The following is a 13797-nucleotide window of genomic DNA, read 5'->3' as shown; positions in this document are numbered from 1 at the left end:
TGAAAGGCACACGGGATGAGTGAGGAAAACCCCAAGACCACACGCCGCGACGAAGGCATCTCCCTGCTCGAGCGCGCGGCCCGGCGTCTGGAAAAGGCGCAGGCGTCCCAGGGCGGGGCGGCGAACGCCATTCCGCTGGAGCCGGTACCAGGCCCGGCGCCGGTGATGGAGGTGTCCACGCCTGCGCCAGCAGCGGCGGCGACGACGGCAGCCGCGACGGCGACGGCTGCTGCGGCCGCGGCTCCGGCTGCCCCGACGCAGGGCGCGGCGCGGCCCGCCGCCCGGCGCGGCGGAGGCCGGCAGAGCCGGCGGGGCGAGATCGACCTGCAATCGCTGCGCGAGGCCGGGTTCGTGGTGCCGGACAGCCCCTCGACGCTGACGGCCGAGGAGTTCCGCCTGGTCAAGCGCCAGCTGCTGCTGAACGCCTTCGCCAAGGGCGACGCGGCGATCAAGAACGGCAATCTCATTCTGGTGTGCTCGTCCCAGCCCAACGAGGGCAAGACCTTCTGCGCCATCAACCTGGCGCTCTCCATTGCCTCCGAGCGGGATGTGACCGTGCTGCTGGTGGATGCGGACTTCGCCAAGCCCGAGGTGCTCTCCACCCTGGGGCTGGAGGGCGGCAAGGGCCTGATCGACGTGATCGCCGATCCGAACATCGACCTCGCCGACTGCCTGATCCGCACCAACATCGAGAACCTGTCGGTGCTGCCGGCGGGACGCCAGCATCACCTCACCACCGAGCTGCTGGCCTCCGAGCGCATGGGCGAGATGATCGAGGAAATCGCCCAGCGCTACCGCGACCGCATCATCATTTTCGATTCGCCTCCGGCGCTGGCCTCGTCCGCGGCCGGCGTGCTGGCGCTGCATGTGGGGCAGACCATGTTCGTCGTGGAGGCGGAGCGCACGCGCGAGCAGCAGCTCCGTGAGGGGCTGGCCATGGTCGCAGCGTGCGAGCACACGCATCTGTTGTTGAACAAGACCCGGTTCAGCACGACGGGCCGCAAGTTCGGCGCCTATTACGGCTACGGATACGGGTACGGTTATACGTACGGCTCCTGACCGTACAGATCAGGGGGGTGGGAATGGTTGCTGCACAGGGGGGAAGCAGTCACGTGCGCAGTAAGCTTGGGTTTCGGCGTCCACTGACCGGGGGAACGGCGCTGCTGCTGGCAACGGTTTCGGCTCTGGCCCTGCCGTCCGCGGCGCGGGCCGACATTCAGGTGACGCCCCGCGTGGTGTTGCGGCACAGTTTCTCCGACACCGCATACGATGATTTCCGCATGATCACCGCCATTGCGCCGGGCGTGCATGTGCGGGCCGATACCAAGCGGATCAAGGGGCAGCTGGATTACGAGTTCTCCCGCCGCACCGCTTGGGGCGACTCCCTCTATGACAAGGGACAGCACCGCCTCAACGCCAACGGCAATGCGGAGCTGATCCGCGATCTCTTGTCCGTGCAGGCGGGCGGTGTGGTCACCCAGACCTTCCGGGACTGGCGCGGCCCGCTGTCCACCGGGCCGGAGCAGGACAACCCCAACCAGTCCACCGTCTCCTACTACTACGTGCAGCCGCGCCTCCAGGAGGAGCTGGGCAGCTTCGCCGTGTTCGACGCCTACTACCGCTTCGCCTACAGCGACGTGGACAACGCCGGGCGTCTGTTCCGGGCGGGTGAGGAAGCCCCGCCGGGCACGGCCTACAGCGTCGCGCCGGCGTCGGACGCCACCATGCACGACGCGGTGGCGACCCTCTCGAACCGGAACAACCAGGGGGCGCGCCTCATCTGGACGCTGCGCGGCACCTACAGCGCCGATGACCGCGATGACCTCAACGAGGAATTGCGGATCAAGTCGGGCGTGTTCGACGTGAGCTACTCCCTCAACCGCAAGATCGCGCTGCTGGGCAGCATCGGCTACGAGGACATCTACGACGAGCAGGACAAACTGCTGGTCGATCCCGAGACCGGCCTGCCCATTCTGGATGACGAGGGCCGGTTCCAGTTCGATCCCGACGAGCCGCGCCAGGTGGTGATGGACCGGCAAGGCGTCATCTGGGACGTGGGCGTGCGCCTGACGCCGTCGCGCCGCACCCAGCTCACCCTGCGCGGCGGCCGCCAGTACGGCGGCACGGTGTTCAATGGCGACCTGTCCTACCAGATCCGCGAGGGCATCACGCTCACCGCCCGGTATTCGGAATCGCTCAACACCTTCGGGCGGCTGTTCAGCGGCCAGCTGGCGGGCCAGCCCTTCTCCTTCATGGTGGACCGGAATTACCGCCTCGGCCCGGGCCTGATCATGGTGCCGACCGAGTTCGGCCTGCTGCCGGTGTCGGGCGTGGTCACCAACGCCACGTTCAAGTCCCGCCTTGGCCAGGTGCAACTCAGCTACCAGTCGGGGCGGAACACCGCGCAGATCGCGGCCTTTTATGACCGGAGGAACTATCTGAACATTGGCGCGTCCGTGGCGGCGGATACGCCGGCGCCGGAAAGCGATCTGGCCGGGCGTTCGGACGTGACCTGGGGCGTGTCCGGCGGGTTCTCGCACGAGATGTCCGGCGGCCGGTCCCTCAGCGGAAACGTTTTTTATTCCAACCTGAAATATGCGCTGTCGCGTCAGCGGCGGGACAACGTGTTCGGGGGATCCATCGGCTACCATATGCGGTTCACGAACAATCTGACGGGCTCGGCCACCTTCTACACGCTGCAACGCAGTGTGGACGGGTACGGCACGAGCCAGCACGACAACACCCTGACATTCACGCTGCGGGCGACCTTCTAGAACGGGGACGCGATGCAGCGGCAACGGAGATACGGCAGTCTTTCGCGCAGGGCCGTGCAAGCATAGACAGGTTTCAGAACCGGGCGCGGTTCCGCGGAACGGCGCTCCGTTCTGGCGAAGGCATCAAACGCGGGAGGAAGCGCGCCATGTACATGGAATTCTACAAGCTGAACGGCCGCCCGTTCCAGCTCACCCCCGACCCGCGCTTCTACTTCGACACGCGGACCCACAAGAAGGCGATGGCCTACCTCACCTATGGCATCAACCAGGGGGAGGGGTTCATCATCATCACGGGGGATATCGGAGCGGGCAAGACCACCCTGGTCGGCCACCTGTTCGATGCGCTGGACAAGACCCGGTTTCTGCTGGCCAAGATCGTCAGCACCCAGCTGGACGCGGACAACACGCTGAAGATGGTGGCCAATGCCTTCGGCATCGCCACCGACGGCATGGACAAGTCCGCCATCCTGCGGCGCATCGAGGAGTTCCTGCGCCTCCAGCACCGGGAAGGGCGGCGGGTGCTCCTGATCGTGGACGAGGTGCAGAACCTGCCGGTCTCGGCGCTGGAGGAGCTGCGCATGCTCTCCAACTTCCAGGAGGGCAACCGGGCGCTGCTCCAGATCTTCCTGCTCGGCCAGCCGGAGTTCCGCGACAAGCTCGCCCTCTCGCCCGAGCTGGAGCAGCTGCGCCAGCGCGTCATCGCCACCCACCACCTGGAGCCGATGCAGGAGGAGGAGGTGCCGGGTTACATCTACCACCGCCTCAAGCTGTGCGGCTGGCAGGACGACCCGGTGTTCACGCCGGAAGCCTTCGCGCTGATGTATGAATACTCGGGCGGCGTGCCGCGGCGGCTGAACAACCTGTGCTCCCGCGTCCTGCTGTTCGGCGCGCTCGAGGAGCTGCACGAGATCGACGAGAAGGTGGTGCGGGAGGTCATCGACGACCTGAAGAAGGACCAGACGCCCACCACCGGGCCGAAGCACGTGCCGCAGGTGGAGGCGCTGTCCGGCGTCGGCCCCATGCGCTCCAACATTCCGCCCAAGGTGCGGGCGGAGCTGGCCGCCGTCGCGTCCGAGGTCTATCTGAACGGCGCGGAAGCGCAGATTCTGCGGCGCCTCGAAGTGCTGGAGCAGTATGTGCGCCATCACGACCGGGCCATCCGCGAGATGCTGAACATCCTCTCCGACTGGGCGGAAAACGCCTCGGAAGGCTATCCAAAGACAGGAACCGATGCACAGTAACGCCGTCACCGACAGTCCCGACCGGCGGACCCTCGGCACCGCGCCCGCGGCGGGCGGGCGCGTGCGCAACGCCATGACGGTGGACGTGGAGGAGTATTTTCAGGTCGGTGCGTTCGAGCGCTGCATCCGGCGTGAGGACTGGGACAGCTACGCCAGCCGGGTGGCGGACAACACCGGCCGCGTGCTCGACCTGTTCGCCGAGAAGGGCATCCGCGCCACCTTCTTTTCGCTGGGCTGGGTGGCGGAGCGTCAGCCGCAGCTCATCCGCCGCATCGTGGCGGAAGGGCACGAGCTGGCCTCCCACGGCTACGCGCACGACCGGGTGACCCGCTTCACCGCGCCGCAGTTCCGCGCGGACCTGGAGCGGGCCAAGAAGCTGCTGGAAGATGCGGGGGGCGTCGCCGTGTGCGGCTACCGCGCGCCCAGCTTCTCCATCGGCAAGGCCAACGCCTGGGCGCTCGAAGTGCTGGCGGAGCTGGGCTACGCCTATTCCTCCTCCGTCGCACCCATCCGTCACGACCATTACGGCTGGCCGGACGCGCCGCGCTTCGCCTACCGGCCGTTCGCGCAGTTCCCGCTCATCGAGGTGCCCATCACCACCGTGCCGGTGGCGGGGCGCACCCTCTCGTTCGGCGGCGGCTTCTTCCGGCTGCTGCCCTACGGCGTTGCCCGCTGGGCCATCCGCAAGGTGAACCGGGAGGACGGGCAGGCGGCCGTGTTCTACTTCCATCCCTGGGAGGTGGATCCGGACCAGCCGCGCGTGGCCGGAGCGCCCCTGCGCTCCCGCTTCCGGCATTACACCAACCTGTCCCGCATGTACGGAAAGCTTGCCCGCCTCGCCGACGACTTCGCGTGGGACCGGATGGACGCCGTGTTCCTGCCCCAGGCCTCGTCCCTTCCGGCGGCGGAGTAAGCCATGGTGCAGGTGGATCTGATCGATATCTGGGACCAGCGCGCCGCCGAGGGCTGGAACGCCTATGTGCGCGCCCATGCGGGCGGCACGCCGTTTCACCTGACCCACTGGGGGCGGGCCATCCAGGGCGCCTACGGCTACGAGACGCCCTACCTGCGCGCCCGGCGCGGGCAGGACATCGCGGGCGTGCTGCCGCTCACCCACGTGCGCTCGGCCCTGTTCGGCAAGTCGTTCATCTCCAACGCCTTCGCGGTCTATGGTGGCCCGCTGGCGGAGGACGCGGAGGCCCATGCCGCCCTCGACGCGGCGGCGTGGTCGCTGGCGCAGAAGGCCGGGGTTCCGACGCTCGAATACCGCAACCGGCAGCGGCTGCGCCCCGACTGGCCGGCCAAGGCGGAGACTTACGTGACCTTCCGCCGGCCGCTGTACGAACGGGAGGACGACAACCTCAAGGCCATCCCCCGCAAGCAGCGGGCGGAGGTGCGGCGCAGCCTCACCTTCGATCTGGAGACGCTGGTCGACCGCAATGTGGACCGGCACTTCGCCGTCTATGCCGAAAGCGTGCGGAACCTGGGCACGCCCGTGTTCCCCAAGCGCTGGTTCGCGGCGATCCTCGACGCCTTCGGCGAGGATGCGGACATCCTCACCGTTGCCAAGGACGGCCGGCCGCTGTCCTCCGTGCTGTCGCTCTACTTCAACGGCGAGGTGGCGCCCTACTATGGCGGCGGCGTCGCCGACGCGCGCACCTGGCGGGCGAACGATCACATGTACTGGAAGCTGATGCTCCATGCGGCGGCGCGCGGTTGCACCCTGTTCGACTTCGGGCGGTCCAAGGTCGGCACCGGGGCGGCCGCGTTCAAGAAGAACTGGGGGTTCGAGCCGGAGCCGCTGGTCTACGAGTACCGGCTGGCGGACGGTCACACCATGCCCGACCTCAACCCGCTGAACCCGAAATACAGGCTGATGACGGAGGTGTGGAGCCGCCTGCCGCTGCCGGTTGCCAACACCTTCGGTCCCCTCATTGCGCGAGGCCTTGCTTGACGATGGACGTGCTGTTTCTCGCCCACCGCATCCCCTATCCCCCCAACAAGGGGGACAAGATCCGGTCCTGGCACATTCTCAAGCACCTGGCGGAGCGGGCGCGGGTGCATCTGGGCTGCTTCATCGACGATCCCGCCGACATGCAGCATCAGGAAACCCTGCGCGCCGTTGTCGGGGGCGAGTGCTGCTTCGTGCCGATCACGCCGCTGTCCTCGCGGCTGCGGGGGCTGAAGGGGCTGCTGGACGGCCAGTCGATCACCGCCAGCTACTACCCGCGCGAGCCGCTCGCCGGGTGGGTGTCGCAGGTGGTTGCCCGCCACAAGGTGGAGCGGGTGTTCCTCTATTCCTCCGCCATGTATCCCTTTGCCCATCGCATCCTCAGCCCCAGCCGGCGGGTGGTGATGGATTTCGTCGACATGGATTCGGACAAGTGGCGCCAGTATGCCGAGAGCAAGCGCTGGCCCATGTCCGCCCTCTACCGGCGCGAGGCGGTGAAGGTGCTGGGGCTGGAGCGCGAGGCCGCCTACCGCTCGGACGTGTCGCTGTTCGTCACCGATGCGGAAGTGGCCAGCTTCAAGGCGGTGGCGGGCTCCGCCGCCCATGACGTGCGCGCCATGTTCAACGGCGTCGATCACGAGACCTTCTCGCCGGGCGCCCGGTTCGAGCCGATGACGCTGCCGGGCAAGCCCAACCTGGTGTTCACCGGGGCCATGGACTACTGGGCCAATGTGGATGCGGTTGTCTGGTTCGCGGACGAGGTGCTGCCGAAGGTGTGCGCGGCGCTGCCGGAGACGCACTTCACCATCGTCGGCGCGCGTCCGTCGCCGGAGGTGCAGCGGCTGGGGCGGCGGCCGGGCATTACGGTCACCGGCACGGTGGACGACGTGCGCCCCTACATCGCCGCCGCCGACGTGGCGGTCGCGCCGCTCCGCATCGCCCGGGGCGTGCAGAACAAGGTGCTCGAGGCGATGGCCATGGCCAAGGCGGTGGTGACCACCCCCGCGGCGGCGCAGGGCATCGCCGCGACGCCGGGCAAGGAGTTTCTGGTGGAGGCCGGCCCGCAGGAGATGGCCGACGCGGTGATTGGCCTGGCGCGCGACCCGGGGCGGGCGGCGGCGCTGGGCCAGGCGGCGCGCCGTCTGGTGCTCAACCGGTATGACTGGGGCCGGTCCCTGTCGTTGCTTGATGATTTGCTTGACCTGACGCCACAGCGGCAGGGCGAGTCTGCCGTTGTCCCCCTGAGCCGAGCAACCGGAGGAGACGCGGCGTGACACTGGAGACGACCGCAGAAGAAGAGCGCTCGACACCCCCGAAGGCGGACGCCGCCCGGGACCGGGCACCGGCCCGGTTCGCGCCCGTCTGGCGCCCCTATGCGCTGGCATGGCTGGCCGTGCTGGCCGTCATTCTGGTCCTGTTTCGCGCCGAGGCCATCTCGATGGTCGAGAAATGGGAGAATGACGAAACCTTCGGCCATGCCTGGCTCATCCTGCCCATCGTGCTGTGGCTGGTGTGGATGCGGCGGGGCCTTCTCGCCCGGGTGAACCCCAGGCCGTTCTGGTGGGGCCTCGTGCCCATGGCGGGCGCGGCGCTGCTGTGGGTGGTCGGCGACGTGGCGCGGGTGGCCTTTGTCGAGCAGTTTGCCCTCGTCTTCATGATTCAGGCGAGCGTGCTCACCGTCCTTGGACTGGCGGTGACGCGCACACTGCTGTTCCCGCTGTTCTACCTGCTGTTCCTGGTGCCCTTCGGCGACCAGATCGTGCCCATGCTCCAGGACTTCACCGCGCGCTTCTCGGTGTCGCTGCTGGAATGGCTGAACGTTCCCACCTACCACGACGGCATCTTCATCTCGATCCCGACCGGCGACTTCGAGGTGGCGCAGGCCTGCTCGGGCGTGCGCTTCGTCATCGCCATGCTGGCGGTGGGCAGCCTCTATGCCAACGTGGCCTTCGCGAGCCCGTGGCGGCGCGCGGCCATCATCGGCCTCTCGCTTGTCGTGCCGGTCATCGCCAACGGCTTCCGGGCCTTCGGCATCATCTACATCGCCCACCTGACCGACAGCGAATATGCGGTCGGCGTCGATCACATCGTCTACGGCTGGGTGTTCTTCTCCATCGTGATGATCGCGGTGTTGCTCATCGGCCGCCTGTTCTCCGACCGCTGGATCGACGACCCGGCCATGGACGTGGAGGCCAAGGGCCTCACCCGCGCCGGTGCGGGCACGGCCCGGCAGGCCTGGCTCGCCGTATCGGCGGTGGCGGGCATCGCGCTGCTGGGCGCGGCCTACGGCAGCTGGATGGACCACCGCGCTGCCAGCATCTCCTTTGCGGAGCTGACCCCGCCCGAGGTGGCGGGCTGGCAGAGCGCCGCCCTGCCGGCGGACTGGAAACCGCACTTCGCCGGGGCGGATGCGGAGCTGTTCCATGCCTATACGGACGGCACGCGCACGGTGAGCCTCTATGTCGCCGCCTTCAGCCGCCAGACCGACGAGCACGAGCTGGTCGCCTACGGGCAGACGGCGGTCGCGCCAAGCGACACCTGGACCTGGGCGGCCAGCCTGCCCGGGCGGCTGACCATCGGCGGCAAGGCGACGGAGGCGCAGGCCATGCAGATCAACGCGCGCGGCAAGGTGCGCGACGTGTGGCAGTGGTACTGGGTCAACGGCAAGCTGACCGGCAACCCCTATGTCGCCAAGATCGAGGGATTGAAAGCCAAGCTGTTCGGCGGGGACCTCGTGGCGGCGACGCTCGTTCTCTCTGCGGAGCGGGTTGATGTGACGGTCCGTTCCACGGAAGATTTGCAGGCGTTTGCGGATGACCTGGGCCCGATCGAAGCGAGCCTTCGCGCCATCCTGAGCGCCGGCGCGAAGGGGCAATAGCAGCCATGTGTGGCATCAGCGGCATCTTTGACACGCGCGGGCATCGCCGCATCGACCGCAACCTGCTGCGGCGCATGACGGACGTCATCGCCCACCGCGGCCCCGACGAGGCGGGGTTGTGGTGCGACCCGGGGGTCGGCTTCGGTCACCGCCGTCTCGCGATCATCGACCTGACCAGCGGCCAGCAGCCCATGGCCACGGCCGACGGGCAGGTGGTGGTCTGCTTCAACGGCGAGATCTACAACTTCCAGGAAACCCGCGCCCTGCTGGCGGACTGCGGCTACAGGTTCCGCACTAACTGCGACACCGAGGTGATCCTGTACGCCTGGATGGAATGGGGCGAGGCCTGCCTCCAGCACTTCCGGGGCATGTTTGCCTTCGCCCTCTACGACCGGCGCACCGAGACCCTGTTCCTCGCCCGCGACCGCCTCGGGGTGAAGCCGCTGTACTACAGCGTGCTGCCCGACGGCGTGGTGGTGTTCGGCTCGGAGCTGAAGGCGCTGCTGCCCTATCCGGGCGTCTCCCGCACCATCGACGAGCAGGCGGTGGAGGACTACTTCGCCTACGGCTATGTGCCGGACCCGCGCTCCATCCTGCGCGGCGTCTACAAGCTGCCGGCCGGGCACAGCCTGACGCTGCGGCGCGGCCGCTCGATCCCCGCGCCGAAGCCGTATTGGGACATCTCCTTCCACACCACCCATCCGGGCAGCGCGGAGGAGCTGGGGGAGGAGCTGATCGACCGCCTGCGCGAGGCGGTGAAGATCCGCATGGTCGCGGAGGTGCCGCTGGGGGCCTTCCTTTCGGGCGGCGTCGACTCCAGCGCCGTCGTTGCCATGATGGCGGGGTTGTCGGGCGAGCCGGTGAACACCTGCTCCATCGGCTTCGACGCGGCCGGATACGACGAGTCCGGCTATGCGGAGCGGCTGGCCCAGCGCTACGCCACCCGTCACCGCAGCCGGGTGGTGTCCTCCAACGACTTCGGCCTCATCGAACGGCTGGCGCTCGCCTATGACGAGCCCTTTGCCGACGCCTCGGCCCTGCCGACCTACCGGGTGTGCGAGCTGGCGCGGGAGACCGTCACCGTCGCCCTCTCCGGCGACGGCGGCGACGAGATTCTGGCGGGCTACCGCCGCCACCGCTTCCACGCCCACGAGGAGCGGGTGCGCGCCCTCCTGCCGCTCGGGCTGCGCCGCTCGCTGTTCGGCTTTCTGGGCCGCGCCTGGCCGAAGATGGACTGGGCGCCGCGCCCCTTGCGGGCCAAGACCACCTTCCAGTCCCTCGGCCTGTCGACGGCGGAGGCCTACTTCAATTCCGTCGCCGTGGTGCGGGACGGGGAGCGGCAGCGCCTGTTCAGCGATGCCTTCCGCCGCGCGCTGCAAGGCTATCGCGCCAACGACATCTATCGCGATGTCATGGAGAAGGCCCCGGCGGATGATCCGCTGAGCCAGGCCCAGTATGCGGACATCAAGGTCTGGCTGCCGGGCGACATCCTCACCAAGATGGACCGGGCCAGCATGGCGGTGAGCCTCGAGGCGCGCGAGCCCTTGCTCGACCACCAGTTTCTGGAATGGGCGGCGGGCATCCCGACGGCCATGCGCATTCGCGGCGGGCAGGGCAAGTGGCTGTTCAAGAAGGCGCTGGAGCCCTACGTGCCCCACGACCTGCTCTACCGGCCCAAGATGGGCTTCGTGGTGCCCATCGACCGCTGGTTCCGGGGACCGCTGGCAGAGACGGCGCTGGCGCTGGCCCACAGCGCGACCGTCACCGAGACAGGCTGGTTCAATGCGGATTTCATCTCCCAGGCGGCGCAGGATCATGTGAAAGGCGTGCGCGACAACAGCCGTCTGCTCTGGCAATTGCTCATGTTCGACCAAAGTTTGAGACATCTGGTGAATCAACCCGCAGCTGCCGGAGTGTGAGCATGCCACCCATACGGACCGCGGCGATCGCGCTGCCGCCCCTGACGGTCACGTTCCAGAGTCTCTTCCTGTTCGCGCTGGCGGCGCTGTGCGCGCTGGCGAGCGGCCCGGCCGCCGCCAATCTGGTGGAAGCGGTGCGCAAGGTGCAGCCGTCGGTTGTCGGCATCACCACCTTTCAGGTGACGCGGCCGCTGGCCTCCCATCTGGCGGGCACGGGCTTCGTGGTGGGCGATGGCCGCCACGTCGTCACCAATGCCCACGTCATCCGCTCCGATCCGTCCAAGGGGCAGCAGGCGCTGTTCGCGCTGGTGCGCAACGGCAGCGACGTGGACCGCCGCCAGCTCTCCATCGTGGCGCAGGACCCGGCGCATGATCTGGCCCTGCTGCGCATGTCCGGCGATCCGCTGCCCGCCGTGCGGCTGCGCTCCGACCCGGAGCTGCTGCCGGAGGGCTCCGCCATTGCCGTCACCGGCTTTCCCATCGGCACCGTGCTGGGGCTGTATCCGGCGACGCAGGCGGGGATTGTCTCCGCCCGGCCGCCCAACATCAGCCCGCAGCCGGACAGCCGTTTTCTCGACGCGGCCTTTGTCGCCGCGCCGCGCTACGAGGTGTATCAGCTGGATCTGGTGGCCTATCCCGGCCACAGCGGCAGCCCGCTCTATGACGCGGGGAACGGCGAGGTGGTGGGCATTCTCAACGCCACCTTCATCAAGACCACCCGGGAGAAGGTGATCTCCGAACCCAGCGGCATCGCCTATGCCATTCCGGCCGGGTTCATCCGCCAGCTGCTGCTGGCCAACGGGCTGAAGCCGTAGGGCGGCCGTAGGGGCCGCCCGGTGGCGAGTCTCGGCCCCGGCGAGTCCCGGCCCCGTTGACAGTGCCGGTTGATGGCGCCGGTTGATGGCGCCGGTTGATGAGGCCCGTTGATGAGGGATGCCCGCTCCGGGTGGATGCCGGTGTCGAGCGCTGGTGTCAGTTGGTGGCCGTGGTCCTGACGTCGTCGATGGGTATTGCCCGGGCCTCCATCTGCGCCTCATCGGCCTCCGGCCCGGCCTCTTCCGTGGATGCGAGGGCCTCCTCGCCGCCGGCTGCCGGTGCAATATCGGCCACACCCACAGCCTCGCTTGATTCCGCCATCAGGGCCCGGGTGTGCATACCACGATCTTCGCTGGAATCCCGGATCAACTGGTAAAACAGGACGACTGCGCATCCCCACCCAATCACAATGCCTGCGACCCATACGAGAATGGAATTCCGTAAGGAGAGGCGGCCTGTGCCCTGATCAAGACGTGCCATGTCTATCTCCCAAGCCTCTGGCTGGCATTCTCCAGCCTCGGCTTCGACCCCTGAGTTCATTGGAAGCTGGATGCAATCCGCATCCGGTCACCACGGGGCGCCGCTACCCGCCCAGAGCAGCACTGCACCCGGTGTGATCTAAAAGCAATTTTCGGGCCAGCTTGTTGGAATGACTAAAAAATATAGGGAAATCAATGTGAAGGCGATGAGCGTAACGAAACGTTACGGTAGAGATGTAAAATCTATCGACGTCTTGGCTCCCGGGGGACAGGAAAGGCAGGGGCGGGGCGCTAGCGGGAGGCCTCGGTTGCCGCCTCGGTGTCGAGCGCGTAGCCGGCCGAGCGCACGGTGCGGATCACGTCCGGCAGGTCATCGACGTTGAGCGCCTTGCGGAGACGGCGGATGTGCACGTCCACCGTCCGCAGCTCCACCTCCACGTCGTGACCCCAGACCGCATCCAAGAGCTGCTCGCGGGAGAACACCCGGCGGGGGTGTTCCATGAAGTGGCGCAGCAGGCGGAATTCGGTGGGCCCAAGCACGATGGTCCTGCCCTCGCGCACCACCCGGTGGGTGGTGGTGTCCAGCTCGATGCCACCGTAGGACAGCGGCGCGCCGGTGAGCGCCGGGCGCAGGCGCCGCAGCACCGCCTTGATGCGCGCGATCAGCTCGCGCGGCGAGAAGGGCTTGGTGATGTAGTCGTCCGCCCCCGTCTCCAGCCCGCGAATGCGGTCCCCTTCCTCCGAGCGGGCGGTGAGCATGAGGATCGGCATGTTCGCGGTCTCGGGCATGCGGCGCAGGCGGCGGCACACCTCGATGCCGGAAAGGTAGGGGATCATCCAGTCGAGGATGGCAATATCCGGCTGGCGCTCCTGCGCCAGCGCCATGGCCTCCTCGCCGTCCGCCGCGTGGATGACCTCAAACCCCTCCTGCTCCAGGTTGTAGGTGAGCAGCTCGGTCAGGCTGATGTCGTCTTCGGCCAGGAGAACCTTGGGCTTCACGGGGTTTACTCCGCTGACTTGTCGATCAGGGCGTAGGCGGTCTCATCCCCCTTCGGACGGTCGATATCCATGTATTCGCCGGTCACGTTGAAGTAGATGATCTCGGCGATGTTGGTGGCATGGTCGCCGATCCGCTCCAGGTTCTTCGCGATGAACATCACGTGGGTGGAGGGCGTGATCTGCTGCGGGTTTTCCATCATGTAGGTGAGCAGCGAGCGGAACAGGCTGTTGTAGAAGTCGTCCACGCTCTTGTCGCGCGACCACACCGCCCGGGCCTTCTCGGCGTCGCGGGAGCCGTAGGCGTCCAGCACGTCCTTCAGCATGTGGGTGACCGTGCGACCCATCTCCGGGATGATGACCAGCGGCTCGATCGGCTCCACCTGGGAGAGCACGGTCGCGCGCTTGGCGATGTTCTTGGCGTAGTCGCCGATGCGCTCGAGGAGCGCGGCGATCTTCAGCGCGGAGATGACCTCGCGCAGGTCGTCCGCCAGCGGCTGGCGGCGGGCGATGGTCTGGATGGCGTTGCGCTCGGCCGCCACTTCCAGATCATCGAGGGCGCGGTCGCCCTCCACCACCTTGCGGGCCATTTCCGGATTGCGGGTGGCCAGCGCCTCGATGGCGCCCATGATCTGGGCCTCGGCCAGACCGCCCATCTGCGAGATGTACGACCGGAGCTGACGCAGATCCTCGTCGAACGACTTGACGGTGTGCATGGTGCCCATGACGCCCTTCTCCCTAAA

12 protein-coding genes are annotated in these 13797 nt (G+C 67.7%); 9 read left to right on the top strand and 3 right to left on the bottom strand.

What is annotated here, in order from left to right; all coding sequences use genetic code 11:
* The first annotated feature begins 15 nt into the window (after nt 1-15).
* From ACSJJU_RS03800 to ACSJJU_RS03760, 9 genes are all read left to right on the top strand, one after another.
* Nucleotides 16-1059 (top strand): XrtA-associated tyrosine autokinase, encoded by a 1044-nt coding sequence (locus ACSJJU_RS03800; protein WP_435913855.1) that lies wholly within the window; start codon nt 16-18, stop codon nt 1057-1059.
* A 53-nt stretch (nt 1060-1112) separates the two neighbouring features.
* Entirely contained in the window at nt 1113-2774 is a 1662-nt protein-coding gene (locus tag ACSJJU_RS03795) for a hypothetical protein (RefSeq protein ID WP_435913854.1), read from the top strand.
* A 146-nt stretch (nt 2775-2920) separates the two neighbouring features.
* Nucleotides 2921-4015 (top strand): XrtA/PEP-CTERM system-associated ATPase, encoded by a 1095-nt coding sequence (locus ACSJJU_RS03790; protein ID WP_435913853.1) that lies wholly within the window; start codon nt 2921-2923, stop codon nt 4013-4015.
* A 73-nt stretch (nt 4016-4088) separates the two neighbouring features.
* The gene (locus ACSJJU_RS03785; protein ID WP_435914375.1) at nt 4089-4928 is read left to right on the top strand and encodes an XrtA system polysaccharide deacetylase; all 840 of its coding nucleotides are present in this window, start codon (nt 4089-4091) and stop codon (nt 4926-4928) included.
* A gap of 3 nt (nt 4929-4931) precedes the next feature.
* Complete coding sequence (locus ACSJJU_RS03780; protein ID WP_435913852.1) at nt 4932-5969, top strand: FemAB family XrtA/PEP-CTERM system-associated protein; 1038 nt, start codon at nt 4932-4934, stop codon at nt 5967-5969.
* A gap of 2 nt (nt 5970-5971) precedes the next feature.
* Entirely contained in the window at nt 5972-7240 is a 1269-nt protein-coding gene (locus ACSJJU_RS03775; RefSeq protein ID WP_435914374.1) for a TIGR03087 family PEP-CTERM/XrtA system glycosyltransferase, read from the top strand.
* Nucleotides 7237-8844, top strand: coding sequence for an exosortase A (gene xrtA / locus ACSJJU_RS03770; RefSeq protein ID WP_435913851.1), 1608 nt, complete (start codon nt 7237-7239; stop codon nt 8842-8844). The genes ACSJJU_RS03775 and xrtA overlap by 4 nt, the downstream gene beginning before the upstream one ends.
* Before the next feature lie 5 nt (nt 8845-8849).
* On the top strand, nt 8850-10763 hold the full coding sequence (locus ACSJJU_RS03765) for an XrtA/PEP-CTERM system amidotransferase (protein WP_435913850.1): 1914 nt from the start codon (nt 8850-8852) through the stop codon (nt 10761-10763).
* Nucleotides 10764-10765: 2 nt separating this feature from the next.
* Nucleotides 10766-11578: a S1 family peptidase gene (locus ACSJJU_RS03760; protein WP_435913849.1), complete on the top strand. Its 813-nt coding sequence runs from the start codon at nt 10766-10768 to the stop codon at nt 11576-11578.
* Nucleotides 11579-11735: 157 nt separating this feature from the next.
* On the opposite strand, the gene ACSJJU_RS03755 is transcribed toward ACSJJU_RS03760, so the two are convergent.
* The 3 genes from ACSJJU_RS03755 to phoU all read right to left on the bottom strand — a co-directional run bounded on the left by ACSJJU_RS03755 (nt 11736) and on the right by phoU (nt 13779).
* The gene (locus ACSJJU_RS03755; RefSeq protein WP_435913848.1) at nt 11736-12059 is read right to left on the bottom strand and encodes a hypothetical protein; all 324 of its coding nucleotides are present in this window, start codon (nt 12057-12059) and stop codon (nt 11736-11738) included.
* 290 nt (nt 12060-12349) lie between these two features.
* Nucleotides 12350-13057, bottom strand: coding sequence for a phosphate regulon transcriptional regulator PhoB (phoB, locus tag ACSJJU_RS03750; RefSeq protein WP_435913846.1), 708 nt, complete (start codon nt 13055-13057; stop codon nt 12350-12352).
* Between the two features lie 5 nt (nt 13058-13062).
* Nucleotides 13063-13779: a phosphate signaling complex protein PhoU gene (gene phoU / locus ACSJJU_RS03745; protein WP_435913845.1), complete on the bottom strand. Its 717-nt coding sequence runs from the start codon at nt 13777-13779 to the stop codon at nt 13063-13065.
* Nucleotides 13780-13797 lie beyond the last annotated feature (18 nt).

The organism is Pedomonas sp. V897, assembly GCF_051304405.1.
GTDB lineage: Bacteria > Pseudomonadota > Alphaproteobacteria > Sphingomonadales > Sphingomonadaceae > Pedomonas.
Note: the sequence above shows the minus strand (reverse complement) of the source record. Positions and strands in the feature narration are given on the sequence as shown.

Bases quoted from the DNA above. Each gene is read 5' to 3' on its own strand.
- ACSJJU_RS03800 (WP_435913855.1), top strand. From the start codon at position 16: ATGAGTGAGGAAAACCCCAAGACCACACGCCGCGACGAAGGCATCTCC.
- ACSJJU_RS03790 (WP_435913853.1), top strand. From the start codon at position 2,921: ATGTACATGGAATTCTACAAGCTGAACGGCCGCCCGTTCCAGCTCACC.
- ACSJJU_RS03785 (WP_435914375.1), top strand. From the start codon at position 4,089: ATGACGGTGGACGTGGAGGAGTATTTTCAGGTCGGTGCGTTCGAGCGC.
- ACSJJU_RS03780 (WP_435913852.1), top strand. From the start codon at position 4,932: ATGGTGCAGGTGGATCTGATCGATATCTGGGACCAGCGCGCCGCCGAG.
- ACSJJU_RS03775 (WP_435914374.1), top strand. From the start codon at position 5,972: ATGGACGTGCTGTTTCTCGCCCACCGCATCCCCTATCCCCCCAACAAG.
- ACSJJU_RS03765 (WP_435913850.1), top strand. From the start codon at position 8,850: ATGTGTGGCATCAGCGGCATCTTTGACACGCGCGGGCATCGCCGCATC.
- ACSJJU_RS03760 (WP_435913849.1), top strand. From the start codon at position 10,766: ATGCCACCCATACGGACCGCGGCGATCGCGCTGCCGCCCCTGACGGTC.
- ACSJJU_RS03755 (WP_435913848.1), bottom strand. From the start codon at position 12,059: ATGGCACGTCTTGATCAGGGCACAGGCCGCCTCTCCTTACGGAATTCC.
- phoU (WP_435913845.1), bottom strand. From the start codon at position 13,779: ATGGGCACCATGCACACCGTCAAGTCGTTCGACGAGGATCTGCGTCAG.